General features: G+C 44.0%; 22 protein-coding genes. 12 read left to right on the forward strand and 10 right to left on the reverse strand.

Features of this window, described 5'->3' with window-relative positions:
* The first annotated feature begins 189 nt into the window (after nucleotides 1-189).
* From DOE51_RS08835 to DOE51_RS08860, 6 genes are all read left to right on the forward strand, one after another.
* Nucleotides 190-1,080 carry a hypothetical protein gene (locus DOE51_RS08835; protein WP_246845515.1) on the forward strand — a complete coding sequence of 297 codons (891 nt, stop codon included), beginning with the start codon at nucleotides 190-192 and terminating at the stop codon, nucleotides 1,078-1,080.
* A 137-nt stretch (nucleotides 1,081-1,217) separates the two neighbouring features.
* Nucleotides 1,218-1,952, forward strand: coding sequence for an HlyD family secretion protein (locus tag DOE51_RS08840; protein ID WP_142696169.1), 735 nt, complete (start codon nucleotides 1,218-1,220; stop codon nucleotides 1,950-1,952).
* Between the two features lies 1 nt (nucleotide 1,953).
* The gene (locus DOE51_RS08845) at nucleotides 1,954-2,724 is read left to right on the forward strand and encodes an ABC transporter ATP-binding protein (protein ID WP_142696170.1); all 771 of its coding nucleotides are present in this window, start codon (nucleotides 1,954-1,956) and stop codon (nucleotides 2,722-2,724) included.
* 26 nt (nucleotides 2,725-2,750) lie between these two features.
* Nucleotides 2,751-3,479 (forward strand): ABC transporter ATP-binding protein, encoded by a 729-nt coding sequence (locus DOE51_RS08850; RefSeq protein WP_246845516.1) that lies wholly within the window; start codon nucleotides 2,751-2,753, stop codon nucleotides 3,477-3,479.
* Complete coding sequence (locus tag DOE51_RS08855) at nucleotides 3,476-4,618, forward strand: ABC transporter permease (RefSeq protein WP_142696172.1); 1,143 nt, start codon at nucleotides 3,476-3,478, stop codon at nucleotides 4,616-4,618. Before DOE51_RS08850 ends, DOE51_RS08855 begins: the two co-directional genes overlap by 4 nt.
* A complete protein-coding gene (locus DOE51_RS08860) occupies nucleotides 4,615-5,688 on the forward strand; it encodes an ABC transporter permease (protein WP_142696173.1) in 1,074 nt (357 codons plus the stop codon). Before DOE51_RS08855 ends, DOE51_RS08860 begins: the two co-directional genes overlap by 4 nt.
* A 2-nt stretch (nucleotides 5,689-5,690) precedes the next feature.
* On the opposite strand, the gene DOE51_RS08865 is transcribed toward DOE51_RS08860, so the two are convergent.
* On the reverse strand, nucleotides 5,691-6,197 hold the full coding sequence (locus DOE51_RS08865) for a hypothetical protein (RefSeq protein WP_142696174.1): 507 nt from the start codon (nucleotides 6,195-6,197) through the stop codon (nucleotides 5,691-5,693).
* A gap of 185 nt (nucleotides 6,198-6,382) precedes the next feature.
* On the opposite strand from DOE51_RS08865, the gene DOE51_RS08870 reads away from it, so the two are divergent.
* The 4 genes from DOE51_RS08870 to DOE51_RS08885 are packed head-to-tail and all read left to right on the forward strand — an operon-like array spanning nucleotide 6,383 to nucleotide 11,016.
* Nucleotides 6,383-7,549, forward strand: a complete 1,167-nt coding sequence (locus tag DOE51_RS08870; protein WP_142696175.1) for an ABC transporter substrate-binding protein — start codon at nucleotides 6,383-6,385, stop codon at nucleotides 7,547-7,549.
* Nucleotides 7,550-7,551: 2 nt separating this feature from the next.
* Nucleotides 7,552-8,448, forward strand: coding sequence for a branched-chain amino acid ABC transporter permease (locus tag DOE51_RS08875; protein ID WP_142696176.1), 897 nt, complete (start codon nucleotides 7,552-7,554; stop codon nucleotides 8,446-8,448).
* A gap of 11 nt (nucleotides 8,449-8,459) precedes the next feature.
* Complete coding sequence (locus tag DOE51_RS08880; RefSeq protein ID WP_142696177.1) at nucleotides 8,460-10,292, forward strand: ATP-binding cassette domain-containing protein; 1,833 nt, start codon at nucleotides 8,460-8,462, stop codon at nucleotides 10,290-10,292.
* Nucleotides 10,285-11,016 carry an ABC transporter ATP-binding protein gene (locus tag DOE51_RS08885; RefSeq protein WP_142696178.1) on the forward strand — a complete coding sequence of 244 codons (732 nt, stop codon included), beginning with the start codon at nucleotides 10,285-10,287 and terminating at the stop codon, nucleotides 11,014-11,016. The genes DOE51_RS08880 and DOE51_RS08885 overlap by 8 nt, the downstream gene beginning before the upstream one ends.
* A gap of 37 nt (nucleotides 11,017-11,053) precedes the next feature.
* Here the strand turns inward: DOE51_RS08885 and DOE51_RS08890 are convergent, their stop codons facing one another.
* Both DOE51_RS08890 and DOE51_RS08895 read right to left on the reverse strand, forming a co-directional pair.
* Nucleotides 11,054-11,854 carry a hypothetical protein gene (locus DOE51_RS08890; RefSeq protein ID WP_142696179.1) on the reverse strand — a complete coding sequence of 267 codons (801 nt, stop codon included), beginning with the start codon at nucleotides 11,852-11,854 and terminating at the stop codon, nucleotides 11,054-11,056.
* A gap of 184 nt (nucleotides 11,855-12,038) precedes the next feature.
* Nucleotides 12,039-12,254, reverse strand: coding sequence for a hypothetical protein (locus DOE51_RS08895; RefSeq protein ID WP_142696180.1), 216 nt, complete (start codon nucleotides 12,252-12,254; stop codon nucleotides 12,039-12,041).
* A gap of 241 nt (nucleotides 12,255-12,495) precedes the next feature.
* Between DOE51_RS08895 and DOE51_RS08900 the strand changes: the two genes are divergently transcribed.
* Nucleotides 12,496-12,843, forward strand: coding sequence for a putative quinol monooxygenase (locus DOE51_RS08900; protein WP_142698236.1), 348 nt, complete (start codon nucleotides 12,496-12,498; stop codon nucleotides 12,841-12,843).
* A 72-nt stretch (nucleotides 12,844-12,915) separates the two neighbouring features.
* On the opposite strand, the gene DOE51_RS19170 is transcribed toward DOE51_RS08900, so the two are convergent.
* The 6 genes from DOE51_RS19170 to DOE51_RS08925 form a co-directional block, all read right to left on the reverse strand.
* Complete coding sequence (locus tag DOE51_RS19170) at nucleotides 12,916-13,056, reverse strand: hypothetical protein (RefSeq protein ID WP_168196416.1); 141 nt, start codon at nucleotides 13,054-13,056, stop codon at nucleotides 12,916-12,918.
* Between the two features lie 14 nt (nucleotides 13,057-13,070).
* Nucleotides 13,071-15,596, reverse strand: coding sequence for a DNA ligase D (gene ligD, locus DOE51_RS08905; RefSeq protein WP_142696181.1), 2,526 nt, complete (start codon nucleotides 15,594-15,596; stop codon nucleotides 13,071-13,073).
* 12 nt (nucleotides 15,597-15,608) lie between these two features.
* Nucleotides 15,609-16,496 (reverse strand): Ku protein, encoded by an 888-nt coding sequence (locus DOE51_RS08910; protein WP_142696182.1) that lies wholly within the window; start codon nucleotides 16,494-16,496, stop codon nucleotides 15,609-15,611.
* A 57-nt stretch (nucleotides 16,497-16,553) separates the two neighbouring features.
* A complete protein-coding gene (locus tag DOE51_RS19290; RefSeq protein WP_246845518.1) occupies nucleotides 16,554-17,633 on the reverse strand; it encodes a BON domain-containing protein in 1,080 nt (359 codons plus the stop codon).
* A 288-nt stretch (nucleotides 17,634-17,921) separates the two neighbouring features.
* Nucleotides 17,922-18,470, reverse strand: coding sequence for a glutathione peroxidase (locus tag DOE51_RS08920; protein WP_142696183.1), 549 nt, complete (start codon nucleotides 18,468-18,470; stop codon nucleotides 17,922-17,924).
* A gap of 34 nt (nucleotides 18,471-18,504) precedes the next feature.
* Nucleotides 18,505-19,128 carry an ATP-dependent Clp protease proteolytic subunit gene (locus tag DOE51_RS08925; RefSeq protein ID WP_142696184.1) on the reverse strand — a complete coding sequence of 208 codons (624 nt, stop codon included), beginning with the start codon at nucleotides 19,126-19,128 and terminating at the stop codon, nucleotides 18,505-18,507.
* A gap of 532 nt (nucleotides 19,129-19,660) precedes the next feature.
* Between DOE51_RS08925 and DOE51_RS08930 the strand changes: the two genes are divergently transcribed.
* Nucleotides 19,661-20,836, forward strand: a complete 1,176-nt coding sequence (locus tag DOE51_RS08930) for an aspartyl protease family protein (protein WP_142696185.1) — start codon at nucleotides 19,661-19,663, stop codon at nucleotides 20,834-20,836.
* Here DOE51_RS08930 and DOE51_RS08935 read toward each other — a convergent pair.
* A complete protein-coding gene (locus DOE51_RS08935) occupies nucleotides 20,833-21,666 on the reverse strand; it encodes a helix-turn-helix domain-containing protein (RefSeq protein ID WP_142696186.1) in 834 nt (277 codons plus the stop codon). The genes DOE51_RS08930 and DOE51_RS08935 overlap by 4 nt on opposite strands.
* Between the last annotated feature and the right edge of the window lie 119 nt (nucleotides 21,667-21,785).

The raw sequence follows: 21,785 nt of genomic DNA on the forward strand, positions 1-21,785 counted from the left end.
CCTTTCCTGAGAACAAATCTTAAGGTCTTATCGACATCCGAGATTTGTTCTTTACAGCGCGTTAATCAAAAACCTGCAAAAACGAGCGTTCAAGGCTGCGCCGTGACATGGACTCACATTTCTGTTTGTAAATGTTCTGTGAGTGTGGTCCGATTTTGCGAAACGTCTAGACTCAAGGAGGGGGTAGTCATGACTAAATCAACGATGATTCGTGCATTCACTGGGGTTGCAGTTGTTGCGACGCTGGGTTTCACATTTAAGTCGGCGCAAGTACGCGAACTTTGTGAAGGTTTCGTACCACAAAACAATATGTACATTCCGGAAGGCTTGTACGCAACTGGCGGTATTTCTCAAGCTCAGTTCAACGATGTGATGGATCGCGTAGAAAAGATCTTCACGGCTGAAATCGAAGCAGCGGGTGATAAATTGAAAATCAATCGTCTTTGGTCTGATGGCACAGTGAACGCTTCAGCTCAACGCTCTGGCAACACTCGCGTTTTGAATATGTACGGCGGTTTGGCTCGTCATAAAGCAATCGGTATCGAAGGTATGGCTTTGGTTGTGTGTCACGAATTGGGACATCACAACGGTGGCGCACCTAAATCAAGCGGCTGGTACAGCACTTGGGCAACAAATGAAGGTGGCGCTGACTATTATGCAACTGCAAAATGTCTTCGCCGTTTCTTTGCTGAAGATGACAACGCGACTATCGTTGCGGGTTTGACTATCGATCCAATCGCTAAAACAGGTTGCGAAACTCAATTCTCGAACGTGCAAGATCAATTGATCTGTGAACGTATCTCTGAAGCGGGTCAACAAGTTGCAAACTTGTTCATGGACTTGAGCGGTGATTCTAAACCACCAACATTCGGTACTCCTGATAAATCAGTTGTACGTCGTACAAACGATGCGCATCCAGCGACTCAATGCCGTTTGGATACATACTTGGCGGGCGATCTTTGCCCAGTGCCAGCATCTGTACAACCAAGTGACACAGATTACACTGTGGGTTCTTGCTACACTCCACGCGACACAGTTGGCTTCCGCCCACGTTGCTGGTTTGCGCCTCCAACTAACTAGTTTGCTTGCACTCTGGCTCTGCCAGAGTAAAGAAGTCTACTTTTTTGGATAATGTTAAATAAATCTAAAAAACCCAGTGTTGTAAGACACTGGGTTTTTTATTTTGCCTGACGTAAACGCGTAGTAAATTTTGGTTTATGTCGAAGAAAAAGATTGTTCCTATCGCAGTCGTTCTTGGCCTTCTAGTTATTGCCTTTCTGGTAAAGTTTTTCTTTTTTCGAAACGATTTCTATTACGCCGGCACCGTCGAGGTGACGAAAGTGGATATTCCTGCGCGAGTGGCGTCCGTGATCGCAGAAATGCCCGTCGCGGAAGGGCAAGTTGTGCAGAAAGATCAGCAACTCGTAAAACTTTCATGTGAAGACATTCAAGTTTCTTACGGCCTTGCGCGAATTAATTTCGAGCGTTCACGCAAACTTTTAGGAAGTGGGAACATCGCTCAAGATTCTTACGATCAGACCAAGGGTCGCTATGACGATCTGAAAGTCCGCTCTGATTGGTGTAATGTGACGTCCCCACTTAAAGGAACGGTGCTTACAAAATATTTCGAAATCGGCGAGATGGTGAATCCCGGTGCGAAGCTCTTTACGATCGGGGATCTGGATTCTGTCTATGCGTATTTTTATTTGCCTCATGACGAAATTGGAAAATTGAAAATCGGGCAAAAAGTTTCCGCCCGCGTGCACGAGATGGACAATAAAAGTTTCGATGGTCACATCGAGTTCATCAATCCTGAATCAGAATTTACACCGAAGAATGTGCAAACGCGTGATGAGCGCACGCGTCTGGTTTACGGTGTGAAAATTCGTTTCGCGAATCCTGAAGGAGTCTTGAAGCCTGGAATGACTTTGGAGTGGAAAGGCGAGGGCTGATATGGAGCACATTTCAATCAGCGTTCAAGGCTTGAAAAAGAAAATGAAAACGACCGAAGCCTTGAAAGGTCTGGATATGAAATTTGCCGCAGAAAAACTTCACGGTATTATCGGACCAGAAGGTGCGGGGAAGACGACCTTGCTGCGTCACTTGATGGGTTTATTATCGCCAGATTCAGGAAACGTAAAATACGCTGCGAGTGGCAAGCCGATTGAGTTCTCAGAAGTTCGCCCCTTTTTGGCTTACATGCCGCAAACACAAAGTCTTTATGGTGAATTGAGCATTCATGAGCATCTGGAGTTTTTTAAAACTCTCTATAAGCTTTCAGAAGAAGAATACAAACAACGTCGCGAACGTTTATTGCAAATGACTCGGTTAGCGGAATTTACCGATCGTTTAGCTTCGCAGCTGTCCGGTGGGATGTACAAAAAATTAGGTCTGATCTGCGCCTTGCTATCGGCGCCGAAAGTTTTATTTCTAGATGAACCCACTAACGGTGTTGACCCTTTAAGTCGCAGAGATTTCTGGGAACTGCTTAAAGATTTAGAAAAAGAAAAAATCACCATTATTGTAACCACGTCCTATATGGATGAAGCCTTGAAGTGTGAAGAAGTGCATTTGTTATTCGGGGGTACAACACTGATGGAAGGCCCTCCACGAAAAATCCTTGAAGCACGTCAGGCGAAAAATTTTGATGAAGTGTTTTTGCAATACGATTCGACGCTGGAAAATAAAGATAACGAAGTGATGACTGACGAGGAAGTCTTATGATTTCCGTCGAGGTCAAAAATCTTTCCGTGAAGTTTGGTGACTTTTACGCCGTGAAGGACATTTCTTTTTCGGTCGAACAAGGAGAGATCTTTGGCTTTCTTGGGGCGAACGGCGCAGGGAAAACCACAACCATCCGCGTACTTTGTGGTTTATTAATTCCCAGCGAAGGCGAGGCCTTTGTTTGCGGTACGCGAGTCGCTGATGACCCGTTAAAGGTGAAGCAGTCGGTCGGCTATATGTCACAGAAGTTCACTTTGTATGACGATATGACGGTTGATGAAAACTTATCTTTCGCAGCGTCCTTACGAAAATTAGACGAGCAGAAATTTAAAGAAAACAAAGAGCGATTATTAAAGTTCATTCGTTTTCAACAGTCGGGCAGCAGTATGGTTCGCGATCTGCCGGGCGGGGTGAAGCAACAGATGAGTCTTGTGGCAGCTTTGCTTCACGATCCTGAAGTTGTTTTTTTAGATGAACCCACAGCCGGTGTAAGTCCCGCGTATCGCCAACGTTTTTGGCAGCTCATTCGCGAAGTGGCTGGTAACGGTAAGACCGTGTTCGTGACGACTCACTATATGGATGAAGCCGAACAGTGCGGGCGCATCGCTCTTATGAAGGAAGGGCAATTAATCGCCTTAGACACGCCTGAGAACTTAAAGAAAAAGAATTTCCCTGAAAAACAACCCGGCGAAGTTCATCTTGAGGAAGTGTTTATTGCTGAAGTCGAGGGGAAAGAACAGGCAGTCCCTTCATGAACTCATCTATCTTTGCAATCGCCCAAAAAGAAGTCTTTCATATTGTGCGTGATCCTTTCACACTGGCGATGGCTTTGGGCATGCCTGTTGTGATGGTTCTGTTTTTTGGCTTAGCGATTGAATTCAATCTGGATAAGATACCTATTGCGGTCTTTGATGCAAATAAATCAGTTCAGTCGCGCGAGTTGATTCGGACTTTTTCAAGCTCCAATTATTTTTTGCCAAGATATGTTTTAGGACCAGGGCCCGCGTTGCAAATGGTCGATGAAGGTGTCGCGCGAGCAGCCATAATTATTCCTCCGACTTACGCCAAAGATCTGCGCGTCTTTAGTGGTAGCGATGTGCAGATTCTGGTTGATGGCACAGATAGCAGCTCAGCGGGTTCCGTTCTGGGATATCTTGGTAATATTCAGCTGCGTGCTAATCAAAAAGAATTCGGTGTTGCTGGGACTTCATCGGCCGCGATTGCTTCTGTTCTGCCGACAGCCTCTGCCATTGATGTAAAAACGCGTTTTCTTTTTAATCCGGAATTGAACAGTCGCTGGTTTGTTGTTCCGGGGTTAACGGCCGTGGTGATTGCTTTGTTATCAATTCTGCTGACGGCATTAACGGTCGCGCGAGAGTGGGAAAATGGATCGATGGAGCTCTTGTTGGGCACACCGGTCCGACCTATTGAAATTATCTTAGGAAAACTTATGCCTTATGGGGTGTTAGGTATTGCTTCGGTATTTTTTGTTTTCATATTATCGCAGTTGGTCTTTGCCGTTCCATTTCGTGGAAGTTTTATTGCCTATATTATGGCTTGCGTGATTTTTATTTGTACTTATCTAGCGCAGGGCTTGTTGATTTCCGTCGTCACAAGAAAGCAACAACTCAGTATGCAGATAGCGATGTTGACGGGATTGTTGCCAACAATTTTGTTATCGGGATTTATTTTTCCCAACGAACATATGCCGGATTTTTTTTATTACTTAACGATGATTTTACCAGCGCGCTGGTTCATCGCTTTAAGCCGCAGGGTCTTTTTGCAAGGCTCAGGATTTTTCGATGTCTTACCACTTCTAGGAGTCATGTGTTTATTGTTAACAGTTATGATCCTGCTTGCGACAAAGAAATTTAAAAAGGATGTTGAGCCATGAAGACTCTTTTAGGTTTTATCAAAAAAGAGCTTCTGCAAACTTTGCGTGATCCGCGTATGCGCATGTTATTGTTTTTAGCTCCGTGTGTGCAGCTGACTGTGTTTGGCTTAGCGCTTTCAACTGAAGCGCGTAACATAAAACTAAGTGTCGTGGGTTCACCCTCGGATTCAAGTCTGCAAACTATTTATCGTGAATGCATTGCCTCGGGGTGGTTTGTGCCAGCGAAGGTTTCATCCAATGATCCATTTGAACAAGTGAAGAGCAATGATGCAGATGCCGTCATGGTGGCGCCGCCCGGTGGTCTTGATAAGGCGATCGAGCGAGGTAGGGGACAACTTCAATTATTGGTCAACGCGGTTAACGTCACACGCGGGCAAAGTATTGAGCGTTATTTTCAAGCAGTCACAGCCTCGCTCCATCCATTTCAGCCGCCCATCAATTTTGATGTGCGGGTCTTGTACAATCCCGCGCTGAAGTCAGCATACTTTCTGATCCCTGGGGTGATGAGCATGCTGGTGTGTTTGATCACAATTCTTTTAACCAGCATGTCGATCACAAAAGAAAAAGAAGCGGGGACGTTTGAAACTTTGATCTCTGCTCCGGTCTTGCCAGAAGAAGTTTTGTTGGGAAAGACAGTTCCCTTTGTGCTTTTGGGGATCAGTAATATTCCATTAATTATCGCGGTGGCGATTTTCTTTTTTGACCTTCCTATGCGCGGAAGTTTTTTGTGGCTGATCTTTTCTTCGACCGTATTTGTGTGTTGCACGGTGGGTATTGGTTTGTTGATTTCAACGATCGCAAAAAATCAGCAGCAGTCGATGATGGGCGGATTTTGTTTTCTTTTTCCAGCCATGCTGTTGTCAGGTTTAGTCTTCCCGGTGGAAAACATGCCTTGGGCGGTACGCATTTTTTCTTATATCAACCCGCTGACTTATTTTATTGAGATTTTAAGGAATATCAGCTTGAAGGGCGGCGATACTCATTTGTTGATTTACGACACTTTGATTTTGGCCGCGATGGCGGTGCTCGCGGCTTTTGTAAGCTGGCGCCGTTTTAAAACGACGCTATAAAATCAATCCGGCATATCGTCGCCTGGGATCGGTGGTAAATCGGGTGATTCATCAGAAATTTTCTCTAAGGTGATTTCGAAGCGATCCTGCGTATTGTACGAGCGGCTTGATTGTGTGCGAGAAAACAAAAAGTACGGAGCAGAAAGTTCTTCGACAATTGTTTCCTCCCTGTAGTCATACTCGTCACGTTTAAAAGATGCATAAGTTTCGCCCTCTTCATAGACGCCACTTTCGCGCTCATTCATGTTGGAAGGAAAACCATAAGAGCGAACAAAGCCCGATCCCCATGCGCCTTTATAAAAATAAATCGACGTCGCAAAAGAGGCGTTATGCACCACCATGGTGTCATAGTCGCAAACGTCATCTTCAGAGTGATGGGCGCCTAAGTTGTAGCACGATAAAACTTTATAAGTTCCTTTAAGTTTTGCGAACAGAGGGGCTTGAGTTTGTGGGGATGCAAGTGCAAGTGAAGGTAGAATTAAAAGTGAGAACAAGAACGCACGAAACATATCGATCTCCTTGAGCGACTAGTGATAGTGAAGTTTCACAGCAGGCTCAAGAAGTGAGAGTGTAATTGCGTGCATGTAATAAGGAGAACGATATTTGACGAAGTGAGGCAATATGGCATCTTGACTTTAGTCTGACGCGATAAAACACTTTTATATATAAAGAATAAGACACAACAGGAGGCTTCATGAGATTAAGCGTCGTTCTTTCCTTTCTATTAGCTGTTTCTCTAATTGGTTGTACAAAAAAATCTGAAGACACAATTAAGGTTGGCGTATTCGGTCCATTCACTGGTGGCTCGGCCCCAATGGGTGTTTCAATGCGTAACGGTGTGCAAATTGCGATTGATGAAATCAATGCATCTGGCGGTGTATTGGGTAAGAAAATCCAAATGGTAGACCGTGATGATGAAGCAAAAAATGAACGTGGTGGCCAGATCATGCAAGAGTTCTTGGATAAAGAGAACGTTGTTGCAGTTCTAGGTCCAATCAACACGGGTGTTGCGGATGCTTCAACTCAGTATCCAAATCAAAAGAAAGTTCCAATGATCATTAACGTGAGCGCGGGGGCGAAAGTTAATGAGTTGTTCAAAACAAATCCTGAAAACTACGTATTCCGTATTGCTGCGAATGATGACATTCAATCTAAGGTTATCGTAGGTGAAGCAATGAAACGTGGTTACAAAAAGCCAGCTCTTCTTTGCGATGACACGAACTACGGTCAAAACGGTCGCGAAAAAATGGAAGGCGTTTTGAAATCATTGAACGTGAAGCCTGTTTACATTGGTAAATTCAAATTGAAAGACACAGACATGAGCGCGCAATTGCAAGAAGCAAAAGCAGCTGGTGCTGACGTTCTTTTGGTTTACGGTATCGGTCCTGAGTTGGCAGCGATCTCTAACTCAATGTCACGTATTGGTTGGAATCCAGAGATGATCGGTTCATGGACTTTGGCGATGTCTAACTACATCACAAACGCTGGTAAAAATGGTAACGGCACAAAAATGCCTCAAACATTCATTGAACAAGCGGCTTCAACTCCGAAACAAAAGAAGTTCGTAGAAGACTACAAAGCTAAATTCAAAGAGTCGCCAATCGCTTCTGCAGTTTCTGCAGCTCAAGGTTACGATTCAATGTACTTGTTGAAAAACGCGATCCAACAAGCGAATTCAACTGAAGGTAAAAAAATTAAAGAAGCTTTGGAAAACTTCAATGCTCCTTACGAAGGTGTGACTGGCACTTACGCGAAACCTTTCTCTACAACAGATCACGAAGCGGTTAAAGAAACGAACGTGATGTTGGGTGAAGTGAAAGACGGTATCGTGATCCAAGCAACAACTCCGACTAAGAAGTAATAATGACTGAGATTTTACAGATACTTGTTTCTGGATGCGTTCAGGGTGTGATCTACGCCCTGATCGCTTTTGGCTACAACCTGACCTTTTCCACTTCAAAGACCATCAACTTCTCTTTAGGGAACGTGTTGATGTTGGGTGGGGTTGTTGGTTTTTCTTTGTACGTAGATCGCGCAACAGGACAGTTACTAGGTTATCCATACCTGGTTCCCATTATCGGTGTCCTTGTGGCAGGTGTGATTGCCGGTTGGGTAGTTCACAAGTTTGCCGTCGAACCTTCTTTAAAACTAAAATCAGAATACACATGGGTTCTAGCGACATTGGCGATGGGTATCATCATCAAAAATGCGGTGGAGCAAATCTGGTCAACAGGCGATTATCGTTTCCCATCACCATTAGGTGACGATCCAATTCGCATTTTCGGTGCTGGTATTTATCCGCAAGAAATTCTTGCCGTGGTCGTTGCAACAGCGATGGTTTTCGGTATCGAAGCATTCAAGCGCTACACAATCTACGGTAAAGCGATTCAAGCGGTCAGTGAAGACAAAGAAACAGCAAGTTTGATGGGGATTCCTCAGCAACAAGTTGTTAAAGTGTCGTTCATGTTAAGTGCAACAATTGCAACGGTGGGTGGTCTTTTGGTGGCTCCATGGACATTCGTATCGGCAACGATGGGAACATCATTGGGCACGAAAGCTTACGTTGTGGCGATCATCGGCGGTCTTGAATCAGGCTTTGGCTTGGTGGTCGGTGGTTTGATTTTAGGTATTTCAGAGTTTGTAACCGCTCGTTATATTTCCTCTGGTTACAAAGAGCTTCCTGGCTTCATTATCTTGATCCTTGTGATCTTGATTAAGCCGAGTGGACTTTTTGGTAAGAAGACAATTAAGAAAGTTTAAAGGGAAGTCTTATGAAGAAAAATTCCTGGAAGTATTTAGTATATCTTCTGTACCTTCTTCCCTTACTTTTGCCGTTCTTCGTGCAAAATGAATATTACGTTCACGGGATCTTAGGTCGTATTATCATCTATACAATTCTTGTTGCCTCGTTGGATCTAGTGACTGGATACATCGGCGATATTTCAATTGGTCATGCGGGTTTGTTTGCCGTTGGTGCCTATACGATGGCAATTTTGAACTCGACGGCCGAAGCGAATCACGGCAGTACCATTCAAGTGTTTTATGAGTGGCCGTTCTTAGCGTCTTTGGTCGTGTCTGTGATTGTAACGGCTTTCTTTGGTTTCTTGTTGGGCTTCCCATCTTTGAAAGCCTCAGGCCCTTATCTGGCGGTAACAACGATCGCTTACGGAAGCATCATTCACACAATCATCAATGAACAAGAAGCGCTGACAAACGGAACGAAGGGCATTCAGATGTCATCGTTAAAGCTGGGTGGCTTTTCGTTTGATGGAAACAACTTTATTTGGTTGGTGTATCCTTGTTTGCTTCTGGTGATGTACTTTAAAAAGAATCTTTCAAAAAGCTTCTGGGGTCGTGCGTTTGAGGCGATCAAGTATTCAAGTATTGCGGCAGAAAGCTGCGGTATCTCGCGTGTCAGATTTAAAATTTCGGCATTCGTGTTGTCTGCGGCTATTGCGGGACTTGCTGGGGCGTTGTTCGTGCATTTGGATAACTACGTAGCACCGAATACATTTACTTTGGATTTTTCAATCCTTGCATTGATGGCGCTGATCTTTGGTGGCGTGCGCTCGATCTTGGGTAATATCATCGGTATGGCTTTGGTTGTGATTCTGCCGGATCTGTTTACATGGTTTAAAGACTGGCGTTTGATGGTCTTTGGTATCTTGTTGCTATTGGCATTGTTCTATTTGCCTTACGGTATTGCTGGTCTATTTAAAAATCTTTTTGAAAAATGGTTCCCAGCTCTTAAAGAAGACTATGATGTTGAAAAGTTGAAAGCGGAAGCTAAGGCCGTCCAGCTAAAATTCAACACTTCTGAAACAGCCGCAGATATTCCGTTGAAACTTGACGGATTAGAAATGCGTTTCGGTGGCCTGATCGCTGTGAATAAACTTGAGATGTCATTGAAGCCTGGAAGTATCCACGGTCTGATGGGACCGAATGGTTCCGGTAAATCGACGACTGTGAACTTGATCACGGGTCTGTATCAACCGACTCAAGGCCAAGTGTTCATCTTTGGTAAAGCGTCTAATAAAGTGAAGCCATTCCAGCGTGCCTATATGGGTGTGGCGCGTACTTTCCAAAATTTGCAGCTCTTCAGTGATCTGACAGTTTTGGATAACGTGATGGTAGGTCTTCATAAACATTATCGTTCGTCATTGGCGTCGATTTTGTTGGGCTTACCGCAAGTTCGCAAAGAAGAAGAACGACACTTGGCTGAAGCTTATAAATGGCTAGAGTTCGTAGGTCTTGATCACTTAGCACTCGAAAAAGCGAAAAACTTGGCTTACGGTCAAGCTCGCCGTTTAGAGATTGCTCGTGCTTTGGCGTTGCAACCTAAGATCTTGTTGTTGGATGAACCTGCCGCAGGTTTAACTTCAAAAGAAATTCAGGAATTTAATTCGATCATTCGTAAAGTGAAAGAAGCGGGCATCGCAGTCTTGTTGATTGAACATCACATGGAAATGATGATGCAAATTTCTGATGAAATCACAGTTTTGGATTTCGGTAAGAAGATTGCTTCCGGTTCGCCTTCAGAAATTCAAAAGAATCCACAAGTGATTCAAGCTTACCTTGGTACGGAAGGAGCTTCCCATGCTTGAGGTAAAAAACTTAACCGTTAATTACGGCGGCATCGAAGCGCTTAAAGGCATCAGCATCAACGTGCAACCGGGTGAGCTGGTTGCGATGATCGGTGCGAATGGTGCCGGCAAGACATCTTTACTGCGCGCTATTTCAGGGCAAGTTCAACCACGTACCGGCGAAGTTTTTATTCACGGTAAAGCTGTGAACAATATTCCAGCGCACAAACGTGTGGGCTTGGGGTTGGCACATTGTCCAGAAGCGCGTCGTGTGTTCGCACAACAGAGCGTGCATGACAATTTGCTTTTAGGCGCGTACTTGCGCACGAAAAAAGAAAAGAAAGCTGCAATTGAAGCGACGATTGAAGAAGTATTTGCGATCTTCCCTCGTCTGAAAGAGCGCCGTGATCAATTAGCCGGAACTCTTTCCGGTGGTGAACAGCAGATGTTAGCGATCGGCCGTGCTTTGATGTTGAAGCCCGAGATTTTGATGTTGGATGAGCCGTCAATGGGTTTAGCGCCTGTTATCATTGACGAGATGTTTTCAGTTATTGAAAAACTTAAAGCGGCTCGTAAAACAAGTATCTTGTTGGTTGAACAGTTGGCGTTTCGTGCTTTACAAGTTGCGGATCGCGCCTACGTTTTAGAGCAAGGTAAAGTCAGACTTGAAGGTTCCGCGAAGGAATTGTTAACAAGTCCGGAAGTAAAAGCCGCATACCTTGGTGTTACGACGAAAGAAGAATAGTTTTTCTGAACGAACCCCGATAGAAATATCGGGGTTTTTAGTTGCAGAAAGGAAGTTTCTTCACAATAGCCGCGATTTCAGAGATGTGTTGATAAGAACCACCACTACGAAGTGTAGACCAATAAGCTCCAGAGCTGACCGTGATCTGATTTTTCTTCGAAATAATTTTAGCCATGATGCCGACGCCACAATAAAGATTCTTGTAAGGATCAAGAGTGTCTTTTTTAGGATTCGTTGCACTTAGATTTTTATCTTTCGTCCAATTGAAATCGCAAAATGGATATCCTTGAATGTCTTGATAAGAAAGTTGTAAAAGACCTTCGGAGTAAACGGGTAGACCTGTGATGTCGTCATTGCCCATTGTGGTCTCGTGAAAACGCGTGGTTGGGTCCCAGGCGCTTTCAAATTTTGCGACTCCGACGAAGAGTGCAGCCCACGCATTCGCGCGATGATCGTTATCTAATGAATAATATTTTGGACAGAACGTTGTGATATCGCTTGAGCCCGCAAGAAGTGAGTTCCATTGATTTGTGATGATGTCTTGCAAATACAGCGACCATTGAGTGCGCTCAGGTTTACTGGATGTTTCCCACGCCAAGGCTGTCATCTTGTAAGTGTTATCGATGGGGTCTGGTGTGCTACCACCGGAACCACTTCCTGAGGAGTCGTCTGGTGGAGTCGTGCTTTGGCCACTGTTGTCTGATGAAGGAGTTTGGCTTGTCGATTCGATTGGAAATTGGCTGCTTTTTGAACAACCCGTAGACAATAAAAATAAAAAACATAAAACCATGAAGCCATTTGCAGAATAAAATTTATCTGTGATGATTTTCGCGAACATAAAACCCTCCGTAGTCTTGTGTTAGCAACCAAAAGACCATGTGAGGTGGTTCTAAAATGCAGGGGCTTTGATAGATTTTGTCTACGTCTGAGAAATTGAATGTCAGATCGACAGTATTCCAAAAAACAAAAGGCCCATCATTATGATGGGCCTTCGTCGAATTTCGGTTAGTAACTAGGCAATCTTATTGAACGTAAGGTTTACCTGTATAATCAAAGCGCTGTGAGCGCATATCCCATTTCCAATCCTTTGCAGGCTCTTCGTAAGAAGACGGCGTTCGAGGGTCTTGTGACTTATGGTAAGCCTGAGGCTCTGAAGATTTATATGTCGCACATCCTGTCAGACCTGCCATCGCTAGTAAACTTGCTGCCATCAATACTTTTGCTGATTTCTTTAACATACGCACTCCTTAGTTGCTTTGTGCTTAGAAAACCTTTGCACAAAACACTCTTCGGAAATTCGCAGGACTTAAGAAGGGTCTGTTTACAAAATAAAGTTAATTTATTTGTTTTTTGTTCCACCTGTTTTGCTTTGAAGCGGACTGTTGTCGCAGTTTGAGACTTCGCAATTTCCAATCGCATTCATTGGCTATGGCGGTAACTTCGGTTGTACTAAATTGGAACACCAACAAAGGAATAAATATGGTCCGCTGTGCACTGATGGTGAAGCTATACGCGAAACCAGGAAAAGAAAATGAAGTCGAAAGTTTTTTAAAGAGTGCCTTGGATTTAGTAGAAGAGGAGCCAGCAACGTCAGTATGGTTCGCATTAAAAACCGGTCCCGCCGAGTTTGCCATCTTCGATGCCTTTCCTGATGAAAGCGGTCGCAAAGCGCATCTGGCTGGAAAGGTTGCAGCGAAACTGATGGCTCAAGCATCCGATCTATTCACAGCTGCACCTCAAATCCAAGAAGCGGAGGTACTTGCCGACAAGTTGCCCTTCGAAGGCAGAAAATCAAACGAACTACCTCCCGAAGCTTTTGCACCATAAAAAGTATTTAGTTTTTCCGGAAGAAACTCGAGCATTGTCTTCGAGCCGAGTTTCCTAAAGAAATAAATATTTTTAGAGCATTGGTTTTGGTGGAAGTGGTTCTGGTTCGTTGACTGGCACTTGGGGGGTACGGTCTGGATCAGGGACCTTATTGGGTTCCTTGACCGGGCCTGGGGGAGTTGGCGTTTGTGGTGGTTTTTCTGGTGGGTACATAGTGGAGTCTCCTTTTATGTTAGGTGAATTTCTTCAGCGTCAACTTCGGCGTTGCGGTGGCCTTTAAGGCTTGCGTCTAAGACTGGGATTCTTTGTCTGCTTTTAAAATAATCTTTCCATGGATCTTTTTTACGTTTTGCTAAATAGGCCTGTGCTTTTTCTAGCGAGTATTCGTTGCCGGCTTTTATTTTTTTTAAGTCAGACCATTCGATGGGAAGTGCGACGCCGCTTAAGGGGCGTGCTCGCAGTGAATAAGGAACGACCGCTGTGGCGCCTCTGCCGTTTCGAAGGTAGTCGACGAAGATTTTTTTTGTGCGCAGTTTTTTCGTCATTTTTGAAACGTATTTATCTGGATTATTTTGTTCCATCTGGACTGCCAGTGCTTGGCTAAAGCTTTTGATCTGATCCCATGTGTAGATAGGCTTCACAGGAATATGAACGTGAAGACCTTTGCTGCCGCTGAGTTTGACGAAACTTTTTAAACGCAGATGATCTAAAAGATCTTTTAATTCAAGGGCTGCAGTGACGACCTCTTTCCAGCTGACTCCCGGGCCTGGATCGAAATCCATCACGATTTGATCGGGATGTTCCAGGTTTTCAGCTTGCGAATTCCAGACGTGAATTTCAAAAGCACCCATTTGTACAAGGGTCGTTAAGCCTTGAGCGTTGAAGATGCTGGTATAAAGTTTTTTTCCTGATTTTTCCGTGATCGGAATTGCCTTCATGGTTTCTGGAATAGGGGAAGGGATGTGTTTCTGAAAGAAACATTGTTTATCAGCGCCCTCTGGACAGCGAACCAATGACAGGGGACGATCTTCCAAATACGGCAGAATATGTTTTGCTATTTTCTGATAGAAGACGGCGATATCCATCTTTGTCAGCTTTTCTTTGGGATAAATTATTTTATCAGGACTAGAAATCGCGATATCAAATTCGCCCTTCGCAGATTTTTTTGCGTGAACTGGCTGCGATATTTTGCTCGAACTGGATCGTTTCGTGGGCACGGGTTTTTCCATGACAATATCCTTGGTTGGTTTGTCTTCGCGAAGACCATGAAAAACAGGAACGCGCAAAACTTCATCGTGAGTCCACTGTGCGAAAGTTATTTCTGCACTTAACTTAGGCTTCACCCAATGAATGCCTTTGCCGCGAGGGGATTTTTTAGTGAACGGGGATTGATTTGTTTCTAGCGCCTTTAAAGATTTAAAGACGTCGCGCAGGGATTGCTCAGTAAATCCGGTTCCTACTTTGCCAACGTATTGCAGATCTTTGCCTTTATAAACACCCAACAGCAGCGCGCCAAAGTGCGAACGCGAGCCTGTGCCTTCGGTGTAGCCGCCAATCACGAACTCTTGTTGCTCTGTGCATTTGGTTTTGACCCAATTGGAATTTCGTCCTGAAAAATAAGTGCTTTTACGATTTTTCGAGATGATACCTTCAAGTTTGTTTTTGCAGGCAAGGTCTAAAAGTTGTTTGCCTGAGCCTTCGAATTCATCACTATAGCGAATGTTCTTTGGGGCTTTCTTTAAAATCATTTTTAAGCGACGTTTACGCTCTTCCAAGGGTAAACCGCGAATATCTTGGCCTGAGTAGTATAGCAGATCGAAGGCGTAATAGACGAACGCTTGTGTTTTGTGGGCCTTCATTGCATTTTGCAACAGCTGAAAATCAGATCGTCCTTGTTCGTCCAGTAAAACAACTTCGCCATCGATGATAGCTCGATCGACAGTTAGTTTTTGTAAAGCTTGAACCACGGCCGGAAATTTATCAGTCCAGTCTTTGCCAGATCGCGAGATTAGCTGTACCTGTGAATGAATCAGGTGCGCTTGCATGCGATAGCCATCAAACTTGAGCTCATGAATCCATTGATCGCCTTCAGGCGCTTTATCAACTAAGAGTGCAAGTTCCGGTTCAATGAACGTGGGCTGTTGATGGTGGTTTTCTTCGGGCTTTTTTTTTACGTTGGGTTTAGAAGCGGCTTTTTTGCGGCTGGTTTTCTTCTTAATTGAAAGTTTATCTTCACTGCGCGGAACGACTTCATGGCCTTCTTCAGCGTAAGCGTCCGTGCGCTTGATTAACAGCCATTGTTTTTGGCGTCCAGGTCGACCCGTGCGAATTAAAACCCACTGGCCTTTAAGTTTTTTTCCTTTCAGCTCAAATTCCAAGCGACCGACACGTAAACCTTCCACAGGATCTTTGGTTGGAATCCAGGTGCCTGTGTCCCAAAGAAACACTTCGCCTCCGCCGTATTCATGTTCGGGAATGATGCCCTCAAATTTCCCATAAGAAAGGGGATGATCTTCCACCTCAACTGCAAGACGTTTGGTTTTGGGATCAAGACTGGGGCCTTTGGGTACGGCCCAGCTTTTCAAAACACCATCCCATTCCAAACGAAAATCATAATGAAGATGGGACGCATGATGTTCTTGAATCACGTACATTAAGTGATGGGCCTTGCCTTTTGCTTTCTTGCCTTGAACCCCTTTAGGTTCAGCGGTTTTTTTGAAATCTCGTTTGCGATTATATTCCTGCAAAGCCATGGCGATCCTCCACTAATGCATGCGCGCTGAACGTGAACTTGAAGCCGCTTTTTTCTTGTGAGCGGCTCGAGGTGCTTTTTCGGTCGCCGAAGATTTTCCTTTGCTTGCCGCAAGACTTTTCTTAAGGAGCGGCATTAAGTCCATCACGTTGCTGGTTGGTTCGATGCGTTCTTCTTTCGTTGGCATGAACACTTCATGGCCTTTTCCTGCTTTTACTTTTGCGTCGATCAACTTCATCATATCGTTATAATAAGTGTCCTTGTATTTGTCGGGCTTCCACTTTTCTGTCATACCCGCTATCAGTTCTTCAGCCATTTTTAATTCGCGCGGATTATAGTGAGTATGAGTTCCTTTGATCTCTCGAAGATAATCAACATCGTCGGTTTCTTTGATTTGATGAGCGAAACGCAGGATTTCTAAGACGATATATTCATCGCGTGGCATCAGCATGACCAGATGTTGTTTGACGCGAATGACGATTTTGGCGATGGCCACTTTTTTGGTTTTCTTTAAAGCGTCTCGTAAAAGAAAGTATCCTTTTTCCGCACCTTTTTGCGGAGCCACGTAATAAGGTTTTTGAAAGAGCAGGGGATCGACATCAGAAAGTAAGACGAAATCTTCGATATCGATTGTTTGTGTGGCTTTGACGTTGGCTTTTTTGAAATCGTTTTCGTCGACTAAAACGTAACGACCTTTTTCATATTCAAAGCCTTTAACGATACGCTCATAAGGAACTTCGCGTCCCGTTTGCGCGTTGAACTTTTTGTAGTTGATGCGCGAAAGATCTTTTTTATCAAGCATCGAAAAATGAATGTCCCGGTCTTGATCCGCGGTCTGAAGCGTTACCGGAATATTTAAAAGTCCGAAACTTATAGAGCCTTTCCAGATATTCGATCTCATAAAAATCCTTTCTATGAGTTCAAACGGGGAGGACGTAGAGTCCTCCCGCTCAAAGTACTAATGACCAGAACCCGTTGTCGCGGGATTGCCGCCTTTTTTGGAAGCCGCAGATGATGACGTTGAAGTTCCGGATGAAGAAGACATTGACGATGACGAACGGTCTTCTTTTTTTACGCGAATATTATTAGTCACATCTTTTACAGAAAAAGATTTCTCTGAAATATCTTCTGCCATGTGTTTCATGCGACGTTCTGGGACCGTCCCAGTTAAAGTCACCACACCGTCTTTGACGTCGACTTCAATTTCACTGGCATCAATCCCAGCGTGTCTCATCAAAGCGTCATTGATTTCTTCTTTGATGCGTTCGTCAGAGCGAGTAAAGCCTTTGGGACCACGACCGGCGTAGTTAGGTCCTGTGGTGATGCGATCCGAATCATAAGCATTCCAATCGCGTCCATAGCCTTCTTCGGTGTCGGAAGAGCGTTTTGTGAAGCGATCGATGTCGGTGCCATAGCCATAGGACTGTGCAGACGAATAATCTTCATCGCGGTCGTAGCTTAAGCGACCCATACCTCGTTGACTTCGATAAGAGTCCCCGTGGATTCGCGATCCTTGGTTATAACCTTGCGAGCTACCGTAGTTCTGCCCCGAATATCTTTCTGAACCATAACGGTCTGAACCGTAGTTCATGTCGTTATCGCGATAGTTTGAAGTGCCGAAAGATCCCGCACGGGCAGCATCGGGCCCGTAGTAAGAACCATAAGTGGCATCGCGATCAAATGACGACGAAGACCTTTGGGCATCTTGATAGCGATTGCTTTCTGCGGGAGCACGATCAGAACTAAAACCTGTGCCGATACCAGTGTCTGAAAGTGTGCGACCTTGATCGTAATAGTTTCTACGATTTGGGTCCCAATTTTCGCGAGTGTCACGATAAGAGTATTGGTTCGCAGCTGAATCACGACGGGAATTGTAGTCATTATACGGATGAGTGTAATAACCAGAGTCTTCCGTTTGCGGGCGATAAGATTCAGCACCACGACTGTAATTTTCATCTTGTTCAAAGCGTTCTTCGTTCATACGTTCTGAACGATAGTTGCGTCTGTCATTGCGGTTGTTATCACGAGAACGTTGCATCTTAGACTCCTTCAGGGGTTGTGCCCTTTTGTTTTAGAGACTCAAAGATGTCCTTCCCTCTAAGGACTGCCAATAATTCCTGACGCTTTCTATGATAAAACAAAAAAAGCACCAAGGACTTTGCAGAATGACGGATCTGATAAATATCAATCTTGCAGGAGTTGTTTTAGCAAACGGCAATGTCCCACGTATTTGGTAGAGTTCCGATGGTATGCACTTAAGTCTGCTTTTGAGATGCAAAAGGATAATAAAAAAAGCCCCGATCGTTGATCAGGGCTTTTCGAAGAACTATTTCAAAGCTTGTTCAATTGCTGTCGTTAATTTTGCATCGTTCGGTGCAAGATCTGGATTGAAGCGACCGATTACTTGACCGTCTTTGCCGATCAAGAATTTTTCGAAGTTCCAAAGAATATCGTTTGGCTTCTGACGAGTTTGACCGATGCCAGCTAATTTTTCTTCCAAAGAGCTGTCTGCGTTTTTAACGGCAGTCGGTTTTGTCTCAGTCAGATATTTGTAAAGTGGATGTTGACCTTCGCCTTTAACAACGATTTTTGAAAACATCGGGAACTTCACGCCAAAAGTTGCCTTGCAGAATTCTTCGATTTCAGAATTTGAACCTGGCTCTTGCGCCAAGAATTCATTTGCTGGGAAACCAAGAACTTCCAAACCATGCGCATGATATTTTTCGTACAAAGACTCAAGGCCTTCATATTGCGGCGTTAAACCACATTTAGAAGCCACGTTCACAACTAAAAGGGCCTTGCCTTTGTATTGGTCCAACTTAACTGGGTTGCCTTTGATATCTGAAACATTGAAATCGTAAAATGAATTCGCCATGAGTCGCTCCTTTAAGCAGAATGCTGGCATTCTATTATGCGATTTTCTTTTCAGTCACTGGAATTTTTCTCGACGCAATGATGTGGTCGATCAGCCCCATTTCTTTTGCGTCTTCGGCGCTCATATAGTGATCGCGTTCCATGAGTTTTCTAAGAATTTTCACATCTTTGCCTGTATGCTCAGCGTAAAGATCAGTCATTTTGTTTTTAGAACGAACCAACTCGCGCGCGTGAATTTCGATATCACTGACTTGGCCCCCTAAGGAGCCTTCGCCCAGATGTGGTTGATGGATCAGGATGCGACTGTTCGGCATCGCAAAACGTTTTCCTGGTGTGCCAGCGCTAAGTAAGAAAGAACCCATGCTTGCAGCCAGGCCAAAGCAATACGTCGCGATATCGCACTTTACGAAGCGTAAGACATCATATAACGCCAAACCGGCAGAAACAGAGCCGCCAGGGGAGTTGATGTAAAGGTGAATATCCTTATCGGGATTATCAACTTCTAAAAATAAAATCTGTGCGATCAAATTATTAGCGACTTCGTCCGTCACGGTTGAGCCTAAGATAATAATGCGATCTTTCAGCAGTCGTGAATAGACGTCGTAAGTGCGTTCGCCTTGTGGGGTTTGTTCGATAACTTGGGGAATGTAGATGCCCATGATTTCTCTCCTTCAGTAAACGTGTGAGTGGTGAGCTAAAGAGAATTCATTGCAAGTGCTGTGCGCTGAATCACCTTGAAACACTCAAGGGATCAAATGAAAATGGCATGGTGATGGCGAGTGAGTGAAAGATCCTTGGATAAGAAAAAAGCCACTTCGCGCGTTTATCACTGACAAAATTGGTAATTTACCTTTATCCAATTCGGAAATTAAATCCTGTCTTGAAAGATTCGGCTAAGCATTCTATTTTTTAAGTGACGAAGCCGCGACAGAGTTATATAAATTAAAAAATGTTTAATGAGTATTTGGTTGATATTTTGGTCTTGATTCCTGCTTTTTTTGTAGTCATGACCCTCATTTTTAGAAAACGCCTGCATACCTGGTTTTTCTCAGTTCTTGTGATTTCGCTTGTTATTCTTCTTTATGAAGCCTTCATTCTATTGTCATAAATTTTCCCCTGATATGACAATCGTGTCTTCTAAATAGCAATTTATTCCGAGTTCAATTTATTTGAATCCTATAAAAGTGGCTTATGAAAAGAGCCACTTTTTTATTTTCATTCATTCTTATTCTTTCGTTGAAGTCTTTCGCAAGCCCACGGGTTGAAGCCTTTAAGCTTCAGGATAATCGCCTTATCACTTCGGTTTATATCAATGGCAAAGGGCCGTTTGCGATGATGTTCGATACGGGTGCTACAAACATTCTTTCAGCACAAGTCGCAGCGCAATTAGGTTTAGCGCAACACGATCAATTCACGATTCAAGGTGGCGGTCAAAAGCCAGTGCTTGCAACTTATTGTGATGTGAATTCCTGGAGTTTCGCAAAGACTGATTTTCCAGCAGGTTCATTTATCTGTGCGGATCTTAGTGACATGCAACAAGCCATTGGCTTTCCTCGGCTAGACGGCCTGTTGGGTTATGAAGTCTTCAGTCGTTATCGCGTAAAACTTGATATGGCAGCAAATCAGATTTCTCTTTCTGATTTTTCAACACCTCAAGAAGCACTACCAAGCGGAAGCACTGTGCATGCCTTCCAAATGTATGGAACGACCCCTATCATTTCTGGGCAGATTGGTGGTATTCCAGCGTGGTATTTAATCGATACCGGTGATCGCGCGTCTTTAACGCTCAGTCAGAAATTTGTAACTGCCAATTCCCTGCAAAATAAATATCTACCACAAGTGACAACAATGACAGGTTACGGAATTGGTGGTTCGTTGCAAACTTCAATGGCCTTTGCTGATGATTTCAGAATTGGTGAGCGCTCTTTCGCGAATCCTTTGATTCGCATGATGGAGCAAGACTCGCCTGCGTTTCAAGAGCCTGCTTTAGGTGGCACGCTCGGTATGGGGTTGCTTCGTCAGTTCAATCTGATTTTTGATTATTCCCGTAAGACCATGACTTTAATGCCCGCAAAAGCGTGGGCACAAGATCGCAGTTTCGACAGAGCAGGGATGTGGCTATCACAAAGGGATTCAAACTTTCTGGTTGCAGATGTTGTGCCTGGTGGTCCTGCGGATCAGGCGGGGATTCGAGTGCAAGATCAGATTGTCGCACTTAATGGTCAAAAGACGGCGACGTTGGATTTACTCACAAGCAAAGAATATTTAAAAAATAAAGATGTCGTCGCGGTGCAGGTGACGGTGCTTCGCAATGGAAAGCAGATGATGGCAATTATTAAATTGAAAGATCTGGTGAGTCTGCCTTAAGAGGCTCGATAAATACGGGGAGAAACACCCGTCGCTTTTTTAAAGGCCTTATTGAAAGTCGATAAGTCGCTAAAACCAAGATCTACTGCAATCGTTAGCACGCTTTTCTTGGTCTTGCGTAAAGCCATTTTCGCAAGATCCATTTTCGCTTGCATAATGTATTTTGCAGGCGACAATCCCGTTTCTTTTTTGAAAACGCGGATCAGATGAAATTTTGAAATTCCCGCCTCTTTGGTCAGAACATTCAAATCGAAGTTTGGATTTTCAATATTTTCGAATATGACTTTTTTAATTCGTGTTGCCACACTTGGAAAATTGCCAAGCTGACTTTCGCGCTGAAATAATTCTGATTTAGAATTTTGATGACGTGTGAACAGCGTATGAAGAATTTCAGTCAATGCACAATCTAGTGAAAATTGCGCATCTTCGACTGTTTTTGTAAGATCGCTTGCGAACTGCAACAAGTTCGTGAGGTATTGATCTTTCTGAAGTTCGAAAGAATGAAACATAACGTCTTTCGATGAAATCGCTAAAGGTTCACAGACGCCATTCACGTATTCAGAATCGATCACGATAGAACGAACCGCCGCCGTCGCTTCTAAATATTTTTCTGTGTGTGAAGGAACTTGGTTAAAAATCAAAACCGATTGTTCGTGAGGGGCAAAGGTTTGGCCATCTGCTGTGATCTTTTTTACCGGGTAAGGTGGCAGCAAAAGTTCTAGACCTGAAAGACGGCACTCAAGTTCACCTGTGAAGCCATTCATATCGGCTTCCCAAAGATCCAAAAATCCTTTTCGCTGTGTGCGCTGTAATTTTGGTAATGAGTTCATGCTCTAAGTCCTCGCGGGCCATTTTAAACCATTTCTTTTTGCTTTGTATTGAACTTCATAAATTGAGCAATTTTTTCCCAGATATACCCATCTTGCCAAGCTATCTCGGTTATCAACGT

This window comes from Bdellovibrio sp. NC01, assembly GCF_006874625.1.
Taxonomy (GTDB): domain Bacteria; phylum Bdellovibrionota; class Bdellovibrionia; order Bdellovibrionales; family Bdellovibrionaceae; genus Bdellovibrio.